The following is an 18,978-nucleotide window of genomic DNA, read 5'->3' on the forward strand; positions in this document are numbered from 1 at the left end:
ACTCCCCTACCCGAGCGGATTTCCTGCAAGAGAAGAAAAATATGCAAAGCAATATGGCCCCCGGAGGCATGGCGGTGACGCCCCATCATCTGGCTTCTGAAAGTGCGCTGTCTGTGCTGCGCCAGGGCGGTGATGCCGTTGAAGCGATGGTCGCCGCAGCCGCCACTATCGCGGTGGTTTATCCCCATATGAACGGTATAGGCGGGGATGGATTCTGGCTGATTGTTCCGCCTGAGGGGGAACCTGTGGCCATCGACGCCAGCGGGGCCGCCGGATCGCTGGCGTCACTGGATTTCTATCGGGGAGAACGCGCTATTCCCCACCGCGGCACCCGTGCTGCGTTGACCGTGCCCGGCACGCTGAGCGGCTGGGCAGAAGCACTGAAAGTGTCATCGGAGCTTGGCGGCGGGCAGATGCCGCTTTCCCGCCTGATGGCCGATGCTATTCGCTATGCGGCGGACGGGATCCCGGTCACCGCCTCTCAGGCGAACGCGACACAAAGCAAATACGCAGAGCTGGTTGATATTCCAGGTTTTGCCGACACGTTCCTGCAGCGCGGTGAAGTGCCCGCGACCGGGAGTCGTTTCACGCAGCCCCGGCTGGCCAGGACCCTGACGCGAATGACCGTAGAAGGCCTGGACAGTTTCTATCGCGGCCCGCTGGCTTCAATCATTGCCGAAGAGCTGGCCGAACTGGGACTGCCAATCACCGCGGCTGACCTCGCCGCACATCGGGCAACCCGCAGCAAACCGCTTCGCCTTGAGCACCAGGCCGGGGAAGTTTTTAACCTCGCCCCGCCTACGCAAGGGCTGGTCTCGCTGGCGATCCTCGGCATTACCGACCGCCTGTCGATGGCAAACGCCAGTGAAGTTCAGACCGTACACCGCATCGTGGAAGCCACTAAAAAAGCCTTTGCGCTGCGCGACAAGCACATCACCGACCCGCGCCTGATCGCGACCTCAATACAAAACCTGTTAGATCCCGAGGCGCTGGATCTGCTGGCCGCAAAAATTGATGACCAAAGCGCCGCCCCGTGGGGCAAAGGTAAAGGCCCCGGCGACACGGTCTGGATGGGCGTCATTGACGGGAATGGCCTGGCCGTGTCGTTTATTCAAAGTATTTATCACGAATTCGGCAGCGGGGTTGTGCTACCCCAAAGCGGCGTGCTGTGGCAAAACCGCGGGGCATCTTTCAGCCTCGATGCAGAGCATCTGCTGGCGCTGGCGCCGGGCAAAAAACCGTTCCACACCCTGAACCCGGCAGCAGCCAGGCTCGCCGACGGCAGAACGCTGGTTTACGGCTCGATGGGCGGCGACGGCCAGCCGCAGACGCAGGCGACAATCTTTACCCGCTATGTACTTCAGGGCATCGGTTTACAGGAGGCCATTTGCGCGCCGCGCTGGCTGCTGGGCCGCACCTGGGGGCAAGTTTCCGACAGCCTCAAGCTTGAGAGCCGCTTTAGCCAGGACACCGTCAACGCGCTTGAAGCCCTCGGACACGAGGTAGAAACAGTCCCCGCCTTCAGCGAGATCGTCGGCCACGCCGGCGCCATCGTCAGACATACCAATGGCATGCTCGAAGGTGCGTGGGATCCGCGCAGCAACGGCAGCGCCGCAGGCTTTTGAGGAAAATACCAATGAACCAATCTTCTTTTGACTGGCAGCACTACATTGTCCTGATGGAGCAACTGCTCGCCGTGCCGCTGACCGACGAGCGCCGCAAAGAGCTGGAGTTGCAGCTGACACGTATTGCGGCCATGGCTGGACCGCTGATGGCCTTCCCGCTTGCCGATCGCCAGGAAACCGCCGGAGTTTATACGCTATGACTGCCCTTTCTATCCGACAGATCCAGCAGGGACTGCGGGACAAAGATTTTTCAGCTACCGAACTGGCCCGGCAAACGCTGGCAAAGATTGAGCAGCGAAACCCGCAGCTTAATGCCTTTACGGAAATCACCCAGGATCGTCTTCTGGAAGAGGCGGCCTCGGTAGACCAACTGATCGGTCGCGGCAGCCCTTTGCCAGCGCTCGCGGGCGTGCCTTACGCGGTAAAAAATCTTTTCGACATTAAAGGGGTAACAACCCTTGCAGGTGCGGAGTTGTTTGCCGGGCAACCCGCGGCCTCTGAAGATGCCTTCGCTATTACACGGCTGCAAAAAGCGGGGGGAATGCTAAGCGGGGCGTTGAATATGGATGCCTATGCCTACGGCTTCACCACGGAAAACAGTTATTACGGAGCCACCAAAAACCCGCACGATCTGTCGCGTATTGCGGGCGGCTCGTCCGGCGGCTCAGCGGCAGCTGTAGCTGCGGGCATGGTGAACTTCACCCTTGGCACCGACACCAACGGCTCCATTCGCGTCCCGTCTTCACTTTGCGGGCTCGTGGGCCTGAAGCCGACTTTTGGTCGCCTGTCGCGCGGCGGCAGCCATCCTTTTGTCGCCAGCCTCGACCATATCGGCCCGCTGGCTCGGAGCGTGGAGGATGTCGCGGCGGTTTACGATGTGCTGCAAGGGTACGACAGTAGCGATCCTTTTCAGACTTCGCGCGCCATTGAGCCGGTTTGCGCAGCGCTTGAGCGTGATACGCCGCTTCGCGTGGCGGTGCTGGAGGGTTTCTTTGAAAGCTGGTGTGACGCAGATGCCAAAGAAGCCGTTAGCCGGGTAGCCAAAGCGCTCCAGGCTACGGAAAAAGTTTCTATGCCGGAAGCCGAACTCGCCCGTTCGGCGGCTTTTTTGCTGACCGCCGCCGAAGGGGGAAATCAGTACCTGCCCGCACTGCGAACCAGCCCTGAGCGCTTCGAAACTAACTCGCGCGAACGCCTGCTGGCGGGGGCCATGACGCCGTCGGCCTGGTACACCCAGGCTCAGCGCTTCCGGGCCTGGTTCCGCGATCGCACGCTGCCGCTGTTTGACCATTTTGATCTGCTTGTTGCCCCCGCCACGCCATGCTGCGCCACGCTTATCGGGCAGCAAACCATGCATATCAACGGGCAAGATATCCCGGTCAAAGCCAGCATGGGCATCCTGACGCAGCCAATCTCTTTCCTGGGATTACCGGTTGTCAGCGCCCCGCTGGTCGCGGCCAGCGGTTTACCGATTGGCGTGCAATTAATTGCCGCACCGTGGCGGGAAGACGTGTGTTTGCAGGCCGCTCGCCGCCTGGAATCTCAGGGTATTTTACAGACGAAGGTAAGTTAAATGATGCGAGATAATATCGACCGCCCGGCCGTTTTAAATGAAGTCACTGCGGCATTTTATCGCTACGAGCAGGCGCTGATTACCAATGACGTCGCCGTTCTGGATGAGCTGTTTTGGGAGGATGCTCGCACCGTGCGTTTTGGCGCAACGGAAAACCTTTATGGCATTGAGCAGATCCGCGCTTTCCGCAACGGGCGTTCGCCGAAGGGGCTGGGTCGCCAGTTGAGAAATACCGTTATCACCACCTTCAGCGACGACCTCGCGGTGGCGAGCACTGAGTTTACCCGAGAAGGCAGCGATAAGATTGGCCGCCAGATGCAGACCTGGGTCCGGTTTGCCTCAGGCTGGAAGATTGTGGCGGCGCATGTAAGTTTAATGGGGTGATAGTCTGTTTCTTCACCATAAAAATCTTCTGTTTATGAAAGCCCATGTCGTGTTCCGTTCACCTTAAATACCGCTTCATATGTTGCCACCATACAGGTGAACGTCTTAGGGGAGTCACCGTCACTCCCCTAAGACCCCGGGCTCCCGGCGAAATAAATCGACCGCTGAATCGGCAGACCTCCGTTTTATCTCCCAGTCCTCGGTCGGCTGAGATGCGTTCCCGACGCTCTCAGCCTCCGGCTATGACCCAACTCAGGCGGGGTTGAGCTAGCCGGGCGGCCAGGGTTGTCAGGGAGATGGCGTTATCTCCCTGACAGGTTCACCGTGCTCTGAACGTGCAGGGGAAGCAGAGATACGGGTGAACTGAACAGCAACAAAGTAACAAATATCTCAGAAACGAGCCTCAAAGACATATCTGTATAAAAATGGCATCCACAAAAGAATGGGAAGGCCAATAACATCATTCAACAAACGGGTGCGTCTTCACCCAATGCTCGGCAATGTCCTGCCTTCTGCAAATCCACACCCCTTCATGTTGCTGCACGTAATCCAGAAAACGCTGCAAGGCCCGGAAACGGCCCGGTCGCCCTAACAGGCGGCAATGCATGCCGATAGACATCATCTTCGGTGCCGTGTCGCCTTCTTCATACAGCACGTCAAAACTGTCTTTCAGGTAGGTGTAAAACTGCTCGGCGGTATTGAACCCCTGCGCGGTGGCGAAGCGCATGTCATTGGTATCCAGCGTGTACGGCACGATCAGGTGAGGTTTGGTGCTGCCGTCTTCGCAGGCCACTTTGCTCCAGAAAGGCAGATCGTCGCCGTAGTAATCGCTGTCGTACAGGATACCGCCTTGCTCAACCACCAGCCTGCGGGTATTAGGGCTGTCGCGCCCGGTGTACCAACCGAGCGGGCGTGAGCCAAACAGATCTTCCAGGATTTCCATCGCCTGATGCAGGTGCTGGCGCTCGGTGGCAACGTCCATATTCTGATAATGGATCCAGCGCCAGCCGTGGCTGACCACGTCGTAGTCAGCGGCTTTGATCGCGGCCACGATCTCCGGGTTGCGGGCCAGCGCCATGGCGACGCCAAACACCGTCAGAGGCAGACCGCGCTTCTGGAATTCATTATGGATACGCCAGAACCCTGCCCGGGAGCCGTATTCGTACAGGGAGTCCATCGACATATGGCGGTCCGGGAAACTGGCCGCCCCGATGATGTCGGAGAGAAATTGTTCCGAGCCGCTGTCGCCGTGCAGCACGTTGTTTTCCGCCCCTTCTTCAAAGTTCAGGACAAACTGAACCGCAATACGCGCGCCGTTCGGCCACTGCGCATGGGGAGGATTGCCGGCATAACCGGCGAGATCGCGCGGGTAGTTTTCGGTAAAAGGGTAGCGATTACGCTTTTGTTCTTCCGTCATAGTTGGCCTCTTCAACTTTAACCCAGGCGAGCAAAAGAGCCGGAAAGCGGCTTTTTATTCGGATAAGCGAGATCGCCAAATTTGCTGGTGCCGATCCCCAGCGCAACAAGCGACTCCACCAGCTTCACCGCCGCGGTGACGCCGTCGATAACCGGGATACCGATCTCTTCGGTCAGCTCTTTCGCCAGGTTTGCCATGCCGCCACAGCCCAGCACGATCGCCCCACTGTTGTCTTCTTTTTTGGCCTGAATACAGCGCTCACGCACCATGCGCTGGGCCAGCCCGGTGCCGTCTTCCAGCGCCAGCACGGGCAGATCGATGGCATGCAGCGCCGCGCAGTGATGCTCGAAGCCGTATTGCTGCAGCAAATGGCGGGCGATGATCACCGTGCGTGGCAGCGTGGTGACAATAGAGAAGCGGGTGGCGACCATCGTGGCCATATGCATGGCCGCTTCGGCAATGCCAATCACCGGCCCGCTGGCTATCTCACGCGCCGCCAGCAGCCCAGGGTCGCCAAAGCAGGCGATGACGTGCCCGCTCGCGCCCTGTGCTTTGCCCTGCTGAATTTGTTCCAGCACACCGATGGCCGCAATGGCTTCGTCAAAGTGCCCTTCTATTGACTCCACGCCCTGCTCCGGACAGGTCGCGAGGATTTGCGTACCGGGGGCGGCAACGCTACGCGCGGCTTCAGCAATGGTGTGCGTCATCGCCTGGCTGGTATTGGGGTTGATCACTTGAATAATAGGCTGGGGCATGGTTATTCCTGTCGGGTGCCAAAGAGGCGGGCGAAGTCTGGGGTGGTTTCACCGCTGCGCTCAAAATGCAGGCTGGAAACAATGTGATCGAAGTGGTGCTTCATCGCCAGGGTCAGCGGCTCAATGTCTTTTTTACGCAGCAGATCGATAAGGTGTTCATGATCGTCACAGCGGCAGCCCCGCTGCCACGGCGCGCCCCAGGCAGCGATCACCAGCGAGGAGCGGTGCGTCAAACTGGTGACCATTTCCGTCAGCACGGCATTGCCGGAGATAGCCTGCAGCTGAATATGAAACGCCGCTGAAAGGCGGATGGCCGCCGGCCCGTCTCCGTCGCGGTGCGCTTTTTCTTCCTGCTGGATGATTTTACGCAGCGCGGCCAGGTGCGGCGCCTGAAGATGCTCGAGGACATGAGGCAGGTTGGCGCATTCGAGGACGGAGCGTGTCTGGAAGATCGCTTTTGATTCTTCGACGTCCGGCATCGCCACAAATGCACCACGCCCGGGCAGCAGGGTGATCATTTGCACCGTTGCGAGGCGCGTTAAGACTTTACGGATCCCGGTTCGGCTAATGCCAAAAACGTCCGCCAGCGCTTCTTCCGGCAGTTTGCTGCCCGGCGGTAGCTGGTGTTCGACCATCGCCGTCATCAGCGATTGCCAGATAACGGCTTCTTTATCATGCAGTTCTGCTGGGGCTGTCACCCCGAAATCACGCTTCATTCACCTCTCCTGTTAGCACCAGGCACTTTTTATTTGTATACAATATCACTGATAATTGAATACAAGAAATGCAAACCTGGCCTGGTTCCTGCAATACCTATGGCAGACGTAATCCATCTTCTGTTTTTATAGGAGCAGATCCCATGCCAGGTATAGAGAACAACGCAACAGCCATGAAAGAGAGTGCCAACGCCGGCTACAGCCCGCGCCTGTGCAACGATGACCTGGCCCCAACCCGCCACCAGACTTGGTCCTGGTATAATATTTTTTCGTTTTGGATGTCGGATGTACACAGCATGGGCGGCTACGTGGTGGCAGCCAGCTTCTTTACGCTCGGGCTGGCCAGCTGGCAGGTACTGATTTGCCTGCTGGCAGGGATTTGCATCGTGCAGTTTTGTGCCAACCTGGTCGCCAAACCCAGCCAGATGGCGGGCGTGCCTTACGCGGTGATTTGCCGCCAGGCTTTCGGCGTCTTCGGCGCGAATATTCCGGCGGTGATCCGCGGGCTTATCGCCTTCGCCTGGTACGGGATACAAACTTACCTGGCCGCTAACGCTTTAATGCTGGTGCTCTTGAAGTTCTGGCCAACGCTTGCGCCGATGACCAGCGTCAGCTTCCTCGGCCTGTCTCAGCTCGGCTGGGTCTGCTTCGGCATTATGTGGGTGCTGCAGGCGATGGTGTTCTGGCACGGGATGAATGCGATTAAGCGCTTTATTGATATCGCGGGCCCTGCGGTATACATCGTGATGATGGCGCTGGCAGGCTGGATCCTGTATCAGACCGGCTTCGATGGCATCTCCTTTACCTTAGCCAGCAAACAGCTTAGCTCCGGCGAGCAGGTGTGGCAGATGATCACCGCCACCGCGCTGGTGGTGTCGTACTTCTCCGGCCCGCTGCTGAACTTCGGCGACTTCTCTCGCTACGGTAAAAGCATGAATGAGATCCGCCGCGGCAACCGCTGGGGCCTGCCGTTTAACTTCCTGCTGTTCTCTATTGTCACCGTGGTGATTGTGTCCGGTACTCAGTCGCTGTTCGGCAAAATGATCACCGACCCGATCGAAACCGTGAGCCATATCGGCAACAGCCTCGCGATGGCGATTGGCCTGCTGACGATGATCACCGCGACTATCGGGATCAATATCGTGGCGAACTTTGTTTCTCCGGCGTTCGACTTCTCTAACTGCTCTCCGCAGAAGATCAGCTTCCGTGCGGGTGGGATGATCGCCGCGGTGGGTTCTGTGCTGCTGACGCCGTGGAACCTGTTCCAGTCCCCGGAACTTATCCACTACACGCTGGATGTGCTGGGCTCGTTCATTGGGCCGCTGTTCGGCATCCTGCTGGCGGACTTCTACCTGGTGAAAGGCGGTAAAATTCACGTCGACGATCTGTTTAACGACACGCCGAAAGGCCGCTACTGGTACAGCCGAGGCTTTAACCCGAAAGCGATTATCGCCCTGGTGCCTTCGGTTGCCGTTTGCCTGACCATCAGCTTTATTCCTTCGCTGCATGAAGTCGCCAACTTCAGCTGGTTTATCGGCGTGTTCCTCGGCCTGAGCTGCTACCGCTGGCTGGCCCGTAGCGAAAAAGTCAGCGTTGCTGCCGGTTTTGCTGGCCGCGTCGCCACCTCCAAAGAGTAAACATTGAGGCCTGGGCCCGAAGGGGTTCAGGCTTTTTCATTTCCAGACATACTCTTTTTCTTCTCTGAGACGACGGCTGGCTAAGCGCGAGTGATATATTCTCCCTTCGCCTTTTCCAGCAAAATCCCGTATCAAAGGAGAGTCCCTTGCTCAGCAGTAAGAAGTCGGCCACTGAGGCTGCCCCCCATAAGCCGTCGGCCTGGTATGTTTTACTCCTGTTCACTATTCCGCCGCTGCTTTGGGCGTGCAATTACATCGTCGGCAAAGCCGTTCGCAATGATATTCCCCCGGTGGGGCTCACCTTTATGCGCTGGCTGGTGGCGCTCATAGTGATTCTGCCGTTTGCGCTGCCTTATATAAAAAGAGACTTTCGTCGCTACCGGGAGTATCTGGGCTGGATTGTCGCCGTGTCGGTGACGGGGATCGTCTGCTTTAGCCTGCTGGTCTATATCGGCCTGCACCACACTTCGAGTACCAACGCGCTGTTGCTTAACTCCTGTATACCGGTGCTGATTATGCTGTTTGGTGCGCTATTCTTTGGGCACAAGCTCAGCGTTAAGCAGGTGGTCGGCCTGGCAATTTCCTGCTGCGGCGTGCTGTTTATTATCTTTAAGGGCGATATCCACGGGCTGCTGCAAATGGCGTTTTCATCGGGTGACCTGATGCTGCTGGCGGCCATGGCTTGTTTTGCGCTGTATACGCTGTGGATCCGAAAAATTCCTTCCGATATTAGCCGCATGGGGCTGCTGGGCGTTCAGGTGGCTATCGCGCTGGTGGTGACGCTGCCGCTGTGGCTGCATGAAATGAGCACCGGGGCTGTGCCACACTGGAATACCATGACGATTTCAGCGGTCGTGTTCCTCGGTGCATTCCCCTCTTTTGTTTCCTATCTGCTGTACGGACGCTGCGTGGAAGCCGTCGGCGCCGCACGTGCCGGGCTTAGCATTCACCTGATCCCAGTCTTTGGCGTAGTGCTGTCGCTGGTATTTCTCGGCGAAACGCTGCATCTTTTCCATATCATCGGGATTGCGACTATTTTGGTAGGCGTGGCGTTGGCCAGCAGGCACTAGAGGTGGTTTCAGCCAGCCCTTGCGCGATTGCGGCGCGGGGGTTAGGTGGATTTTTAAGAAAGACAGAAACGACGAAGGCCTGAGTCATTGCTGACTCAGGCCTTCTGAATTGTGGCGGAACGGACGGGACTCGAACCCGCGACCCCCTGCGTGACAGGCAGGTATTCTAACCGACTGAACTACCGCTCCGCGTTTTGTTCCCCGTCGGGAACGAAGCGGATATTACGGATTGCCCCGATAACCGTCAACGCTTTTTATCATAAAATTAACCGTTTGCCGCAAAAATCACCTGAGTGGTGATTTTTAACTCGTTTTGGCTATTTTTAGCTGCGCCAGAGGCAGCTGCCGCCCTTCTTCTGCACCAAATCAAGGCGCGATTCATGGGCCACCAGCTCTTCATCACTGGCGTGGATCACCCGCATACCTGTTGCACGACGTACCACGCGCTGAATGCCGCCGCTGCCCTGCTGCTGCTGCACATCACCTTCCATAGAAAATTTGAGTGACGTTTGCCCGCCGGTCATCATCAGATAAACGTCGGCCAGGATTTGGGCATCGAGCAATGCGCCGTGCAGCGTACGTTTGCTGTTGTCTATTTCATAGCGAGAGCAGAGCGCATCGAGGCTGTTCCGCTTGCCCGGGAACATCTTACGGGCCATTGCCAGGCTGTCGGTTACCTTACAGAAGGTATCCGTTTTAGGAATGTCGCGCCGCAGCTTGCTGAACTCGTAGTCCATAAAGCCGATATCAAACGAGGCGTTATGAATGACCAGCTCGGCGCCGCGAATGTAGTCGAGGAACGAGTCTGCAACCTGATCGAAGGTCGGCTTATCCGCCAGGAACTCGTCCGCAATACCGTGAACGCCAAAGGCTTCCGGATCCACCAGCCGGTCGGGCTTGAGGTAGACGTGGAAGTTGTTGCCCGTCAGGCGACGGTTGATCACTTCAACCGCACCGATCTCGATAATGCGATGCCCTTCATAATGAGCACCGATCTGGTTCATACCGGTGGTTTCGGTATCGAGGACTATTTGTCTGGTGGGGGTAGAAATCATATAGCTGTGCTCATCGCGCTCGTTTGTGTCAGACTTGACGTTTTCATCACAGGAAGTCTACCAGAGATGCGTAAACAGGTAGAAGTTTTCACCGATGGCTCCTGCCTGGGGAATCCAGGGCCGGGCGGCTTCGGGGCAATTTTGCGGTACAAGCAGCACGAGAAAATCTTCAGCGAAGGGTTTCGTCTCACCACCAATAACCGCATGGAAATGATGGCCGCTATCGTCGCGCTTGAGGCGCTGATCGAACCCTGCGATGTGGTCCTCAGCACCGACAGCCAATACGTCCGCCAGGGCATTACCCAGTGGATCCACAACTGGAAAAAACGCGGCTGGAAGACGGCAGATAAAAAGCCGGTGAAAAACGTCGATTTATGGAAGCGCCTGGACGCCGCCCTGAGCCATCACCAGATTAAGTGGGAATGGGTCAAAGGGCATGCTGGCCACCCGGAGAACGAACGCTGCGACGAACTGGCGCGCAACGCAGCCTCCCGCCCTACTCATGAGGATGTGGGTTATCAGCCGGACGCGGCGGCACCTTAGCAACGGCTTCGCGGTACTGCCGCGTGGCCCCTACCGCCGAGCGAATCTGATTTTTCGCTTTGCGGCTTTTTATTGGGTTCAGCGTCAGCGGCAGCGTGCGTTTTCGCGCCACGATAACGTGCATACAGCCCAGCGCCGGCAGATGCGTACTCAGCAAACGCCCACCTTGCTTATGCCAGGGCAGGACCTGAAAACTGCGCCGGTACATCACTTCAAAATTCAGTAACGACAGCCAGTCTTGTTGCCTCATGGGGGTAAACATTCGGCTATTATAAGGCACACGCTTACGCAGGAACGGGACCATTTTCCCCAGCCCCAGCAAGCTAATGGGATTAAAACTGCTGAGCACGATCCAACCGTCGTCGATCAGGACACGATCCACTTCCCGCAGCAGGCGGTGGGGATCAGGGCACCAGGGTAACGTGTGGGCCAACAGGCAAGCATCCACCGACTTCGCCGCAAAAGGCAAGTGCAGAGGATCGGCATTAACCTGTAGGTGTTCACCCTGCAGGGCCACATTAACCTGATGCGAAATCGCACACGCTTCGGTGTTCACTTCCGCACTCAGGTTGCCAATTTTCAATAAGTGAAAGCCGAACATTTTCGCCAGCCACGGGCGGAGCTGCTCTTCGAGCGCATCCCGATAGTGTTCTCCCCACCGCAGCTGCGCCCAATGATGGGGGGAAGTGATAATCTCAGGTATCCTTGCCGGTTTCATCACTACCTTCTTAATGGCCATAGAGAGGTTGAACTATGAATCTTAACAGTATTCGTGCCTTCCAGGATAACTACATCTGGGTGCTTAATAACGAGCAGGGAAAATGTGTGATCGTTGACCCTGGCGACGCCGCACCGGTATTGAGGGGAATAGAGGAAAACGGCTGGCAGCCAGAGGCCATTCTGCTGACCCATCATCATGCCGATCATGTGGGTGGCGTTCAGCAATTAAAGGACAAGTTTCCGAAGATTAAGGTCTACGGCCCGGAGGAAACCCGGCAGAAAGGCGCCACTCAGATCGTGGGCGAAGGGGATAAGTTTAGTCTGCTTGGGCGTGAATTTCGCGTGATAGCAACACCTGGTCACACTTTAGGACATATCTCCTTTTTTAGTTTTCCTTATCTATTTTGCGGCGACACAATGTTTTCAGGCGGCTGTGGAAGGCTTTTTGAAGGCACGGCAGATCAGATGTTTAATTCATTTCAAAAGCTTAATGAACTCCCCGCCGATACACTGATTTGTTGCGCACATGAGTATACGGAATCGAACATAAAGTTTGCCTTAAGTATTCTACCCCATGATGAGCATTTAACGGGATACTATCGAAAAGTTAAGGAGTTACGCGCAAAAAATCATTCAACATTGCCGTCTTCCCTGCAAACTGAACGTGAAATAAATATTTTTTTACGCACTGAAGATGTTGTTTTAAAAGAAGAAATAAAAAAAGAAACAAACTTGCAACAACCCCATGAGATATTCGCCTGGTTAAGGACAAAGAAGGACAGCTTCTGAATATTCTGGTTGTGTTGTCGAAAAGGCGACGGTATCATCGCTCGTCTTTTAAGCAACCATTGACACACACATGAAGGCAAAAGCGATACTACTCGCCTCTGTCTTGCTTGTCGGGTGCCAGGCGTCAAAGCATGATGCCAACATTCAACAGCACGCACAGAGTCTGTCTGCAGCTGGTCAAGGTGAAGCAGGAAAGTACACGGGTCGAGCGACCTCCGCGCGATGGATGGATGATGGAACCTTCCTCGCGCAAGATCAAAACCTGTGGAACTTCATCGGCAACGAGCTAAAGATGGGGATACCGGAAAACATCCGTATCCGCGAACAGAAACAGAAGTACCTGAGTAATAAGAGCTATCTCCACGATGTAACATTACGGGCAGAGCCGTATATGTACTGGATTGCCGGGCAAGTTAAGAAACGCAACATGCCAATGGAACTAGTACTACTACCCATAGTGGAGAGCGCTTTTGACCCCCACGCGACGTCTGGTGCAAATGCCGCAGGCATTTGGCAGATTATCCCAAGTACGGGGCGCAATTACGGTCTGAAGCAGACCAAAGCGTACGATGCACGCCGTGATGTAGTGGCTTCCACCACTGCCGCACTGGATATGATGCAGCGTTTGAACAAGATGTTTGACGGCGACTGGTTGTTGACCGTGGCGGCGTACAACAGCGGTGAAGGCCGCGTGCTGAATGCTATTAAAGCGAACAAATCGCGGGGTAAACCTACCGATTTCTGGTCGCTGGCTTTGCCACGTGAAACAAAGATCTACGTACCGAAAATGCTGGCGTTGAGTGACATACTCAAAAACAGTCAGAAGTACGGCGTACGTCTGCCGACAACGGATGAAAGCCGCGCGCTGGCGCGTGTTGAAGTAAGCAGTCCGGTTGAGTTAACGCAGGTCGCCGAAATGGCAGGCATGTCGCTCACCAACCTGAAGACCTTCAACGCCGGCGTGAAAAGCACCACCGTTGGGAAAAATCAGCGCTATGTGATGGTGCCGAAAAAGCATGCCGAGCAGCTGAAAGCCTCTCTGGCTTCAGGTGAAATCGATGCTTTACAGCCAACGTTGGTGGCGGATAACCGCCTCAACGCGGGTGGCAACAAATCCTATAAAGTGCGTTCAGGGGATACTCTGTCCAGCATTGCTTCACGCCTCGGTGTGAATGCTAAGGATTTGCAGGGCTGGAATAACCTGCGCGGTTCGCACCTCAAAGTTGGGCAGACGCTCAGCGTGAAAGGTGGCGCCACGCAGCTGGCTGATAACAGCAGCATCACTTATCAGGTGCGCAAAGGCGACTCGTTGTCGAGTATTGCTAAACGTCACGGCGTGAACATCAAAGATGTGATGCGCTGGAACAGCGGTACCGATGACCTGAGACCGGGTGACCGTTTGACGCTGTTTGTCAGCGGCAACAGCTCGCCGGATACCTGATAGCCAGAACAAAAAAGGCACCTTACGGTGCCTTTTCTTTTTTACCTCATGCCTTTCGCGCTTCCAGCATGATGATATCGCTGGTGAATGAGCCGTCCCGCTGCAATTCAAAGTATTGTTTCACCTCGTCCGAGGCGCTTTTTTGATAGGCGCGGATTGCGTCCGATAACACTATCGGCGTGCGCATTCTGGCGATCCAGCTGGTAAATTCCAGATTCAACCTGTCACACAACACGCTGTGCGTGACCAGGCCCGCCTCATTGAACAGGCTAAGCCACTCTCCGCTGGAATAATTACGCACATGCGAGGTATCTCGCAGCGCCTCGACCGTTTGCAGCCAGATATCCTTAACCGGATGGCCTGGCGAGGTCACATCCATAAAGATGGCAATACCACCGGGCTTAAGCACGCGCTTTACTTCGCGCAGCGCCTGGCCAACATCGTGCCAGTGATGCGCTGAGTAGCGACTGATCACCACGTCAAAAATACCGTCGTCAAACGGCAATGATTCCGCGTATCCCTGACGCGTCGCGATATTCGCTATTCCGCGCGTTGTTGCCGCTTCAGCAACGACCGCCAGCATCTGCTCGGACAGATCATAAGCCACCACCGATTTCACTCTAGCCGCGGCAATAAAGCTGGCGTGCCCTGCCCCGCATCCCATGTCCAGGAGCGTGGCATGAGGGAAGTCATTCAGCCTTGCGCTAAGCCGCTCCAGATCGCGCCCGGAAGCATGAACCGTACTGGTCAAATAGGCGCTGGCCTGAGATCCAAACTGCTGGCCAACTTTGTCGTGATGGGATTGCGTTGTCATCGTTATGTCCTTGCGGTTAAGTGAGAAAAAGGGCAGCGCACAGGTCTGCCCAACGGCAGACCTGACGAACCTTATTTCAGCTCAGGCTTGCCGGGACGGAATTCAACTAGTAGCGGATTATGGTCTGATGCACGAGTCACCAGCACCGAAGCTTCGGTGACGTTCAGGCCACGATAGAACACAAAATCAAGAGGGCGACCAAACGCCCGGCGGCGGTGATCGTCAGTAAAGCGGACTTCACGGAGCGTCATCTCGCGGGCAAAGCGGAAGAGCGCGTTCATGCGTGGACGGCTCCAGGCATTGAAATCACCGGCCATGATCACCGGCCCGTTGTGATGCCCTATCTGGTCTCCAATAGGCCCCAACTGCTTGCTGTAGACATCGACACCGAGGCTAAAATTGACGGCGTGGATATTAATCACCATCAACATGCGCCCGTCTGGCAGCGGATAGACCGTGACCAAAGCTGATTTAGACAGGCGCAGGATCGGCTCGCGTTCACGCAGTGGGCAGCAATATACCGGATGGGCTGCAGACAGCGTCATCACGCCAGAAGGATGCTGGGGTAAAACAAAGGCAGGAACCTGGTCGGCAGCCAGATAGTTAGAAGTCGCAAACCTGACCAGCTCAGGCGTCGTTTGCGCTTCCTGGAGCAACATCAGATGTGCGTCTTTGCCGAAGGTTTGCAGCACTGAAAGCCAGTCGGCCCGCTGCTGCTTAAAGATGTTCCACACCAGAACGCGAATTGTGTCCTGACCGGGTAAAGGTTCACCGGGGGGTAATGCCTGGCCGATAGTCGCGAACGAGCCAGGAGGCAGAATGCGCTCTGCTGGCTGTCCGGCTACATATCTCATGGCATAGGTATTCTTGTGCACGTTTGGCTAACGACCTCAGTAACTCAACTTGCCTGCAGCTCGCAGGCTATCTTTCAGTTATAGGGACTTTAGCGCAGACTTTCAACGACCATTACAAACCATTGCCTTTCCGGAACGTAAACAATCACGCTCCGGAAGGATAAAACTTAACCGATGGCAACCCGTGATTGCTTATCGAGTCGGCCACTTAAGCCTATTAACAGCAGTGCCAGAACAACAATCACGGCGCCAATCCAGGGCGTTTGCGCCAGGCCGAAGTTCTGTACAGTCTGACCGCCAATGATGGAGCCCAGGGCAATCCCTACGTTAAAGGCCGCAATGTTGAGCCCAGAGGCAACATCTACCGCGTTGGGCGTGTATTGCTCAGCCTTTTGGACAACATAAACTTGTAATCCCGGCACATTGCCGAAAGCAAAAACACCCATCACCAAAATAGTCAGCAAGGCAGCAACATGCGAATGCGCGGTGAACTGGAAGACCAGAAGTAACGCAGCCAGAGCGGCAAAGATAAATTTCAGAGCCGGCACCGCACCGTGACGATCCGCCAGTTTACCACCCCAGATGTTACCGATAGCCACCGATACGCCATAACCGAGCAGGATCCAGCTAACCGCAGAAGGTGAGAAGCCGGCCAGATCCTGCATCATTGGAGCAAGGAAGGTGAAGGCGGTGAACACGCCACCATAGCCCAGAGCAGTAACCAGATAGATCAGTACCAGACGCGGATGCGTTAGTACCTGTAATTGCTCTTTTATTCCCGCCATCGCACGGTTAGGAATATCTTTCGGGATAAGGATCATGCTGCTGATTAACGCGATCACGCCAATAGCCGATACCGCGAGGAAGGTTTCACGCCAGCCAAAATGCTGCCCGATGAAAGTGCCTAATGGCACGCCGGTCACCAGCGCTACCGTCAGGCCACCAAACATAATGGCAATCGCCGAAGCAGCTTTCTCTTTAGGCACAAGGCTTGTCGCAATCGTCGAGCCAATAGAGAAAAACACGCCATGCGCCAGGCCAGTTAGTAGACGTGCCACAACCAGGGTCTCGTAATTAGGCGACAGCCAGGCAATAACGTTACCCACTGTAAAGAGAGCCATTAGCCCGATCAGCAGCTGTTTACGCGGCAATTTACCCGTTAAAGCGGTCAGGACAGGCGCGCCAATGGCTACGCCCAGGGCATAGATAGAAACCAGCAATCCTGCCGACGGCACGGAGATCGCGAGTTGTTCAGCGATGGTCGGCACAAGCCCGACAATCACAAATTCGGTAGTACCGATTGCGAAAGCACTGATTGTCAGTGCCAGAAGCGCCAGAGGCATAATTTACTCCATAACAGGTGTCTTTTGATGACACGCAGTATGGCGGGATGCTTAAATAACAAAAATATGTAAAATCTCAATAGAATTTTGCTTGTGGAGCAACAATGAAGGCTACATCGGAAGAACTTGCGATTTTCGTTGCCGTAGTAGAAAGCGGGAGTTTTAGCCGCGCAGCAGAACAGCTGGGACAGGCTAACTCTGCGGTAAGCAGAACGGTTAAAAAGCTGGAGATGAAGCTGGGAGTAAGCCTGCTCAACCGCACAACCCGGCAGCTGAGCCTGACGGAGGAAGGTGAACGCTACTTCCGTAACGTGCAGCAGATTCTGCAGGCGATGGCCGCAGCCGAAAATGAAGTGATGGAAAGTAAGCAAACGCCGCGGGGATTATTGCGCATTGATGCCGCAACGCCGGTAATGTTGCATTTACTGATGCCGCTGATAAAACCGTTCCGCGAACGCTACCCGGAAATGACGCTCTCGCTAGTCTCTTCAGAAACCTTCATTAACCTCATCGAACGCAAAGTCGATGTGGCGATCCGCGTGGGCAATTTAACCGACTCAAGCTTACGTGCTCGCCCACTCTTTAGCAGTTATCGCAAGATTATTGCATCACCTGAATATCTGGCGGCACACGGTGTGCCGGAGACTGCCGACGATTTGATGAATCATGTCTGCCTGGGCTTTACCGAGCCGTCATCTCTTAACCGCTGGCCTGTTTCACAAGCGGATGGGCAGCTTTTTGAGATTAAGCCTGGGTTATCTTCGAATAGTGGCGAGACACTTAAGCAGCTCTGCCTGACGGGAAACGGCATTGCCTGCCTGTCGGATTTTATGATTGATAAAGAGATTGAGAGCGGAGAGTTCGTTGAGGTGCTTGCCGATAAACTTTTGCCGGTCAATATGCCTTTCAGTGCGGTGTACTATAGCGACCGGGCGGTCAGTACACGTATTCGTGCATTTATTGATTTTCTGAGTGACGCAGTAAAACGGCCCCATTCAGGGCCGTAATCAGGATCAGTTATCCCACTTAGGTGCCAGCCCTTCCGGGCTCACCAGGCGGTCATTGCATTCCAGAGCAGCAATAGCCGCCATGTCTTCTGCATCCAGCTTCAAGTTCAGCGCCTGCAGGTTGCTTTCGAGATTCACACGTTTGGTAGATGAAGGAATGACTGCGTAACCCAGAGCCATCGCCCACGCCAGAATCACCTGAGCAGGGGTCGCCTGATGCTTCTGTGCAATGCGGCCAATCGTTTCGTCTGCCAGTGCCTTGCCATACGCCAGCGTCATGTAAGACGTGATGTGGATGTTATGCTGTTTTGCCCACTCAACAACGGTACGGTTTTGCAGGTATGGCGACAGTTCGATCTGGTTAGTCGCAATATTTTCAGCGCCAATGGCGTCAATGGCCTGCTGCATCAGCTCAACCGTAAAGTTCGAAATCCCAATCTGGCGAGTCAGACCCGCTTCTTTCGCCGACAACAGCGCCTGCATAAATTCAGCAACCGGTACGGCGTCGTTTGGTGATGGCCAGTGGATCAGGGTCAGATCGACATAATCAGTATTCAGTTTCGCCAGGCTATCCTTCAGGCTCGGGATCAGCTTGTCCTTACTCAGATTTTCGATCCAGATCTTGGTGGTGATAAACAGTTCATCACGCGGAATACCGCTTTCTTCCAGGGCCTGACCAACAGCCGCTTCATTATCATAGATTTGAGCAGTGTCTACTGCGCGATAGCCCAGTTCCAGCGCAGTTTTAACCGATGCGATGACGACGTCGTCTTTCAGGCGGAAAGTGCCCAGACCGAATGCAGGAATTGCCATTATTAACCTCATTATAGGGTGTGCGTTTGTATGAGGCAGAGTATGCAGGGGAGAACTTTGATGAAAAAGGCAGATAAATGCAGAAGATTTTTGCTAAATCAGCAACAATGCCGCCGTGTGTGATGAAATTTAAAAACAAAAAAGCCCTGAGTCTAAGACTCAGGGCTTAAATAAGTGGCGGAACGGACGGGACTCGAACCCGCGACCCCCTGCGTGACAGGCAGGTATTCTAACCGACTGAACTACCGCTCCACCGAATTTTTCTACAACCACCGGTTTGTTGCCCCGGTTTACTGCTTAATTTGATGCCTGGCAGTTCCCTACTCTCGCATGGGGAGACCCCACACTACCATCGGCGCTACGGCGTTTCACTTCTGAGTTCGGCATGGGGTCAGGTGGGACCACCGCGCTACGGCCGCCAG

At 55.4% G+C, this 18,978-nt stretch carries 19 protein-coding genes, 2 tRNA genes and 1 rRNA gene; 10 read left to right on the forward strand and 12 right to left on the reverse strand.

Annotated features, from left to right (window positions below; translation table 11 throughout):
• Window positions 1-41: 41 nt before the first annotated feature.
• Genes WFK85_RS22085 through hpxZ form a run of 4 tightly spaced genes read left to right on the forward strand, consistent with a single transcriptional unit; the run spans window position 42 to window position 3,582 of the window.
• Entirely contained in the window at window positions 42-1,625 is a 1,584-nt protein-coding gene (locus tag WFK85_RS22085; protein ID WP_166994255.1) for a gamma-glutamyltransferase, read from the forward strand.
• Window positions 1,626-1,636: 11 nt separating this feature from the next.
• Window positions 1,637-1,825: an oxalurate catabolism protein HpxX gene (hpxX, locus tag WFK85_RS22090; protein ID WP_008457287.1), complete on the forward strand. Its 189-nt coding sequence runs from the start codon at window positions 1,637-1,639 to the stop codon at window positions 1,823-1,825.
• Window positions 1,822-3,198, forward strand: a complete 1,377-nt coding sequence (locus WFK85_RS22095) for an AtzE family amidohydrolase (RefSeq protein WP_166994253.1) — start codon at window positions 1,822-1,824, stop codon at window positions 3,196-3,198. Before hpxX ends, WFK85_RS22095 begins: the two co-directional genes overlap by 4 nt.
• Window positions 3,199-3,582, forward strand: coding sequence for an oxalurate catabolism protein HpxZ (hpxZ, locus tag WFK85_RS22100; protein ID WP_336709701.1), 384 nt, complete (start codon window positions 3,199-3,201; stop codon window positions 3,580-3,582). It abuts the gene before it with no gap.
• 460 nt (window positions 3,583-4,042) lie between these two features.
• On the opposite strand, the gene puuE is transcribed toward hpxZ, so the two are convergent.
• Genes puuE through WFK85_RS22115 form a run of 3 tightly spaced genes read right to left on the reverse strand, consistent with a single transcriptional unit; the run spans window position 4,043 to window position 6,470 of the window.
• A complete protein-coding gene (gene puuE, locus WFK85_RS22105) occupies window positions 4,043-4,999 on the reverse strand; it encodes an allantoinase PuuE (protein ID WP_336709699.1) in 957 nt (318 codons plus the stop codon).
• Between the two features lie 17 nt (window positions 5,000-5,016).
• Complete coding sequence (gene hpxA, locus WFK85_RS22110; RefSeq protein WP_008457276.1) at window positions 5,017-5,754, reverse strand: allantoin racemase; 738 nt, start codon at window positions 5,752-5,754, stop codon at window positions 5,017-5,019.
• 2 nt (window positions 5,755-5,756) lie between these two features.
• Window positions 5,757-6,470: a GntR family transcriptional regulator gene (locus tag WFK85_RS22115; RefSeq protein WP_008457275.1), complete on the reverse strand. Its 714-nt coding sequence runs from the start codon at window positions 6,468-6,470 to the stop codon at window positions 5,757-5,759.
• Window positions 6,471-6,613: 143 nt separating this feature from the next.
• On the opposite strand from WFK85_RS22115, the gene WFK85_RS22120 reads away from it, so the two are divergent.
• Entirely contained in the window at window positions 6,614-8,107 is a 1,494-nt protein-coding gene (locus WFK85_RS22120; protein WP_336709697.1) for an NCS1 family nucleobase:cation symporter-1, read from the forward strand.
• A 146-nt stretch (window positions 8,108-8,253) separates the two neighbouring features.
• The gene (locus tag WFK85_RS22125; RefSeq protein WP_008457273.1) at window positions 8,254-9,177 is read left to right on the forward strand and encodes a DMT family transporter; all 924 of its coding nucleotides are present in this window, start codon (window positions 8,254-8,256) and stop codon (window positions 9,175-9,177) included.
• Window positions 9,178-9,289: 112 nt separating this feature from the next.
• On the opposite strand, the gene WFK85_RS22130 is transcribed toward WFK85_RS22125, so the two are convergent.
• Window positions 9,290-9,366: transfer RNA gene (locus tag WFK85_RS22130), tRNA-Asp, on the reverse strand.
• A gap of 134 nt (window positions 9,367-9,500) precedes the next feature.
• Complete coding sequence (gene dnaQ, locus WFK85_RS22135) at window positions 9,501-10,232, reverse strand: DNA polymerase III subunit epsilon (RefSeq protein WP_008457272.1); 732 nt, start codon at window positions 10,230-10,232, stop codon at window positions 9,501-9,503.
• A 66-nt stretch (window positions 10,233-10,298) separates the two neighbouring features.
• Between dnaQ and rnhA the strand changes: the two genes are divergently transcribed.
• Window positions 10,299-10,775, forward strand: a complete 477-nt coding sequence (gene rnhA, locus WFK85_RS22140; RefSeq protein WP_039290486.1) for a ribonuclease HI — start codon at window positions 10,299-10,301, stop codon at window positions 10,773-10,775.
• Here the strand turns inward: rnhA and WFK85_RS22145 are convergent.
• A complete protein-coding gene (locus WFK85_RS22145; protein ID WP_166994247.1) occupies window positions 10,729-11,493 on the reverse strand; it encodes a methyltransferase domain-containing protein in 765 nt (254 codons plus the stop codon). The genes rnhA and WFK85_RS22145 overlap by 47 nt on opposite strands.
• A gap of 35 nt (window positions 11,494-11,528) precedes the next feature.
• Between WFK85_RS22145 and gloB the strand changes: the two genes are divergently transcribed.
• Together gloB and mltD are read left to right on the forward strand one after the other, a co-directional pair.
• Window positions 11,529-12,284, forward strand: a complete 756-nt coding sequence (gene gloB, locus WFK85_RS22150; RefSeq protein WP_336709696.1) for a hydroxyacylglutathione hydrolase — start codon at window positions 11,529-11,531, stop codon at window positions 12,282-12,284.
• A 70-nt stretch (window positions 12,285-12,354) separates the two neighbouring features.
• Window positions 12,355-13,725 carry a murein transglycosylase D gene (gene mltD, locus WFK85_RS22155; RefSeq protein ID WP_336709694.1) on the forward strand — a complete coding sequence of 457 codons (1,371 nt, stop codon included), beginning with the start codon at window positions 12,355-12,357 and terminating at the stop codon, window positions 13,723-13,725.
• A 46-nt stretch (window positions 13,726-13,771) separates the two neighbouring features.
• Here the strand turns inward: mltD and WFK85_RS22160 are convergent, their stop codons facing one another.
• The 3 genes from WFK85_RS22160 to WFK85_RS22170 all read right to left on the reverse strand — a co-directional run bounded on the left by WFK85_RS22160 (window position 13,772) and on the right by WFK85_RS22170 (window position 16,736).
• Entirely contained in the window at window positions 13,772-14,539 is a 768-nt protein-coding gene (locus tag WFK85_RS22160) for a class I SAM-dependent methyltransferase (RefSeq protein WP_336709692.1), read from the reverse strand.
• Between the two features lie 71 nt (window positions 14,540-14,610).
• On the reverse strand, window positions 14,611-15,414 hold the full coding sequence (locus WFK85_RS22165; protein ID WP_008457262.1) for an endonuclease/exonuclease/phosphatase family protein: 804 nt from the start codon (window positions 15,412-15,414) through the stop codon (window positions 14,611-14,613).
• 146 nt (window positions 15,415-15,560) lie between these two features.
• On the reverse strand, window positions 15,561-16,736 hold the full coding sequence (locus WFK85_RS22170; RefSeq protein ID WP_166876476.1) for an MFS transporter: 1,176 nt from the start codon (window positions 16,734-16,736) through the stop codon (window positions 15,561-15,563).
• Between the two features lie 104 nt (window positions 16,737-16,840).
• On the opposite strand from WFK85_RS22170, the gene yafC reads away from it, so the two are divergent.
• Window positions 16,841-17,743 (forward strand): DNA-binding transcriptional regulator YafC, encoded by a 903-nt coding sequence (yafC, locus tag WFK85_RS22175; RefSeq protein ID WP_336709690.1) that lies wholly within the window; start codon window positions 16,841-16,843, stop codon window positions 17,741-17,743.
• Window positions 17,744-17,749: 6 nt separating this feature from the next.
• Here the strand turns inward: yafC and dkgB are convergent, their stop codons facing one another.
• The 3 genes from dkgB to rrf form a co-directional block, all read right to left on the reverse strand.
• Window positions 17,750-18,556, reverse strand: coding sequence for a 2,5-didehydrogluconate reductase DkgB (gene dkgB, locus WFK85_RS22180; RefSeq protein WP_008457256.1), 807 nt, complete (start codon window positions 18,554-18,556; stop codon window positions 17,750-17,752).
• 175 nt (window positions 18,557-18,731) lie between these two features.
• Window positions 18,732-18,808, reverse strand: a tRNA-Asp gene (locus WFK85_RS22185).
• 55 nt (window positions 18,809-18,863) lie between these two features.
• Window positions 18,864-18,978 (reverse strand): 5S ribosomal RNA (gene rrf, locus WFK85_RS22190).

Source organism: Cedecea sp. VD22 (assembly GCF_037150195.1).
Lineage (GTDB): Bacteria > Pseudomonadota > Gammaproteobacteria > Enterobacterales > Enterobacteriaceae > Cedecea.

Excerpts from the sequence above, each read along its gene's own strand:
- WFK85_RS22085 (WP_166994255.1), top strand. The coding sequence starts at position 42 with ATGCAAAGCAATATGGCCCCCGGAGGCATGGCGGTGACGCCCCATCAT.
- hpxX (WP_008457287.1), top strand. The coding sequence starts at position 1,637 with ATGAACCAATCTTCTTTTGACTGGCAGCACTACATTGTCCTGATGGAG.
- WFK85_RS22095 (WP_166994253.1), top strand. The coding sequence starts at position 1,822 with ATGACTGCCCTTTCTATCCGACAGATCCAGCAGGGACTGCGGGACAAA.
- hpxZ (WP_336709701.1), top strand. The coding sequence starts at position 3,199 with ATGATGCGAGATAATATCGACCGCCCGGCCGTTTTAAATGAAGTCACT.
- puuE (WP_336709699.1), bottom strand. The coding sequence starts at position 4,999 with ATGACGGAAGAACAAAAGCGTAATCGCTACCCTTTTACCGAAAACTAC.
- hpxA (WP_008457276.1), bottom strand. The coding sequence starts at position 5,754 with ATGCCCCAGCCTATTATTCAAGTGATCAACCCCAATACCAGCCAGGCG.
- WFK85_RS22115 (WP_008457275.1), bottom strand. The coding sequence starts at position 6,470 with ATGAAGCGTGATTTCGGGGTGACAGCCCCAGCAGAACTGCATGATAAA.
- WFK85_RS22120 (WP_336709697.1), top strand. The coding sequence starts at position 6,614 with ATGCCAGGTATAGAGAACAACGCAACAGCCATGAAAGAGAGTGCCAAC.
- dnaQ (WP_008457272.1), bottom strand. The coding sequence starts at position 10,232 with ATGATTTCTACCCCCACCAGACAAATAGTCCTCGATACCGAAACCACC.
- rnhA (WP_039290486.1), top strand. The coding sequence starts at position 10,299 with ATGCGTAAACAGGTAGAAGTTTTCACCGATGGCTCCTGCCTGGGGAAT.
- WFK85_RS22145 (WP_166994247.1), bottom strand. The coding sequence starts at position 11,493 with ATGAAACCGGCAAGGATACCTGAGATTATCACTTCCCCCCATCATTGG.
- gloB (WP_336709696.1), top strand. The coding sequence starts at position 11,529 with ATGAATCTTAACAGTATTCGTGCCTTCCAGGATAACTACATCTGGGTG.
- mltD (WP_336709694.1), top strand. The coding sequence starts at position 12,355 with ATGAAGGCAAAAGCGATACTACTCGCCTCTGTCTTGCTTGTCGGGTGC.
- WFK85_RS22160 (WP_336709692.1), bottom strand. The coding sequence starts at position 14,539 with ATGACAACGCAATCCCATCACGACAAAGTTGGCCAGCAGTTTGGATCT.
- WFK85_RS22170 (WP_166876476.1), bottom strand. The coding sequence starts at position 16,736 with ATGCCTCTGGCGCTTCTGGCACTGACAATCAGTGCTTTCGCAATCGGT.
- yafC (WP_336709690.1), top strand. The coding sequence starts at position 16,841 with ATGAAGGCTACATCGGAAGAACTTGCGATTTTCGTTGCCGTAGTAGAA.
- dkgB (WP_008457256.1), bottom strand. The coding sequence starts at position 18,556 with ATGGCAATTCCTGCATTCGGTCTGGGCACTTTCCGCCTGAAAGACGAC.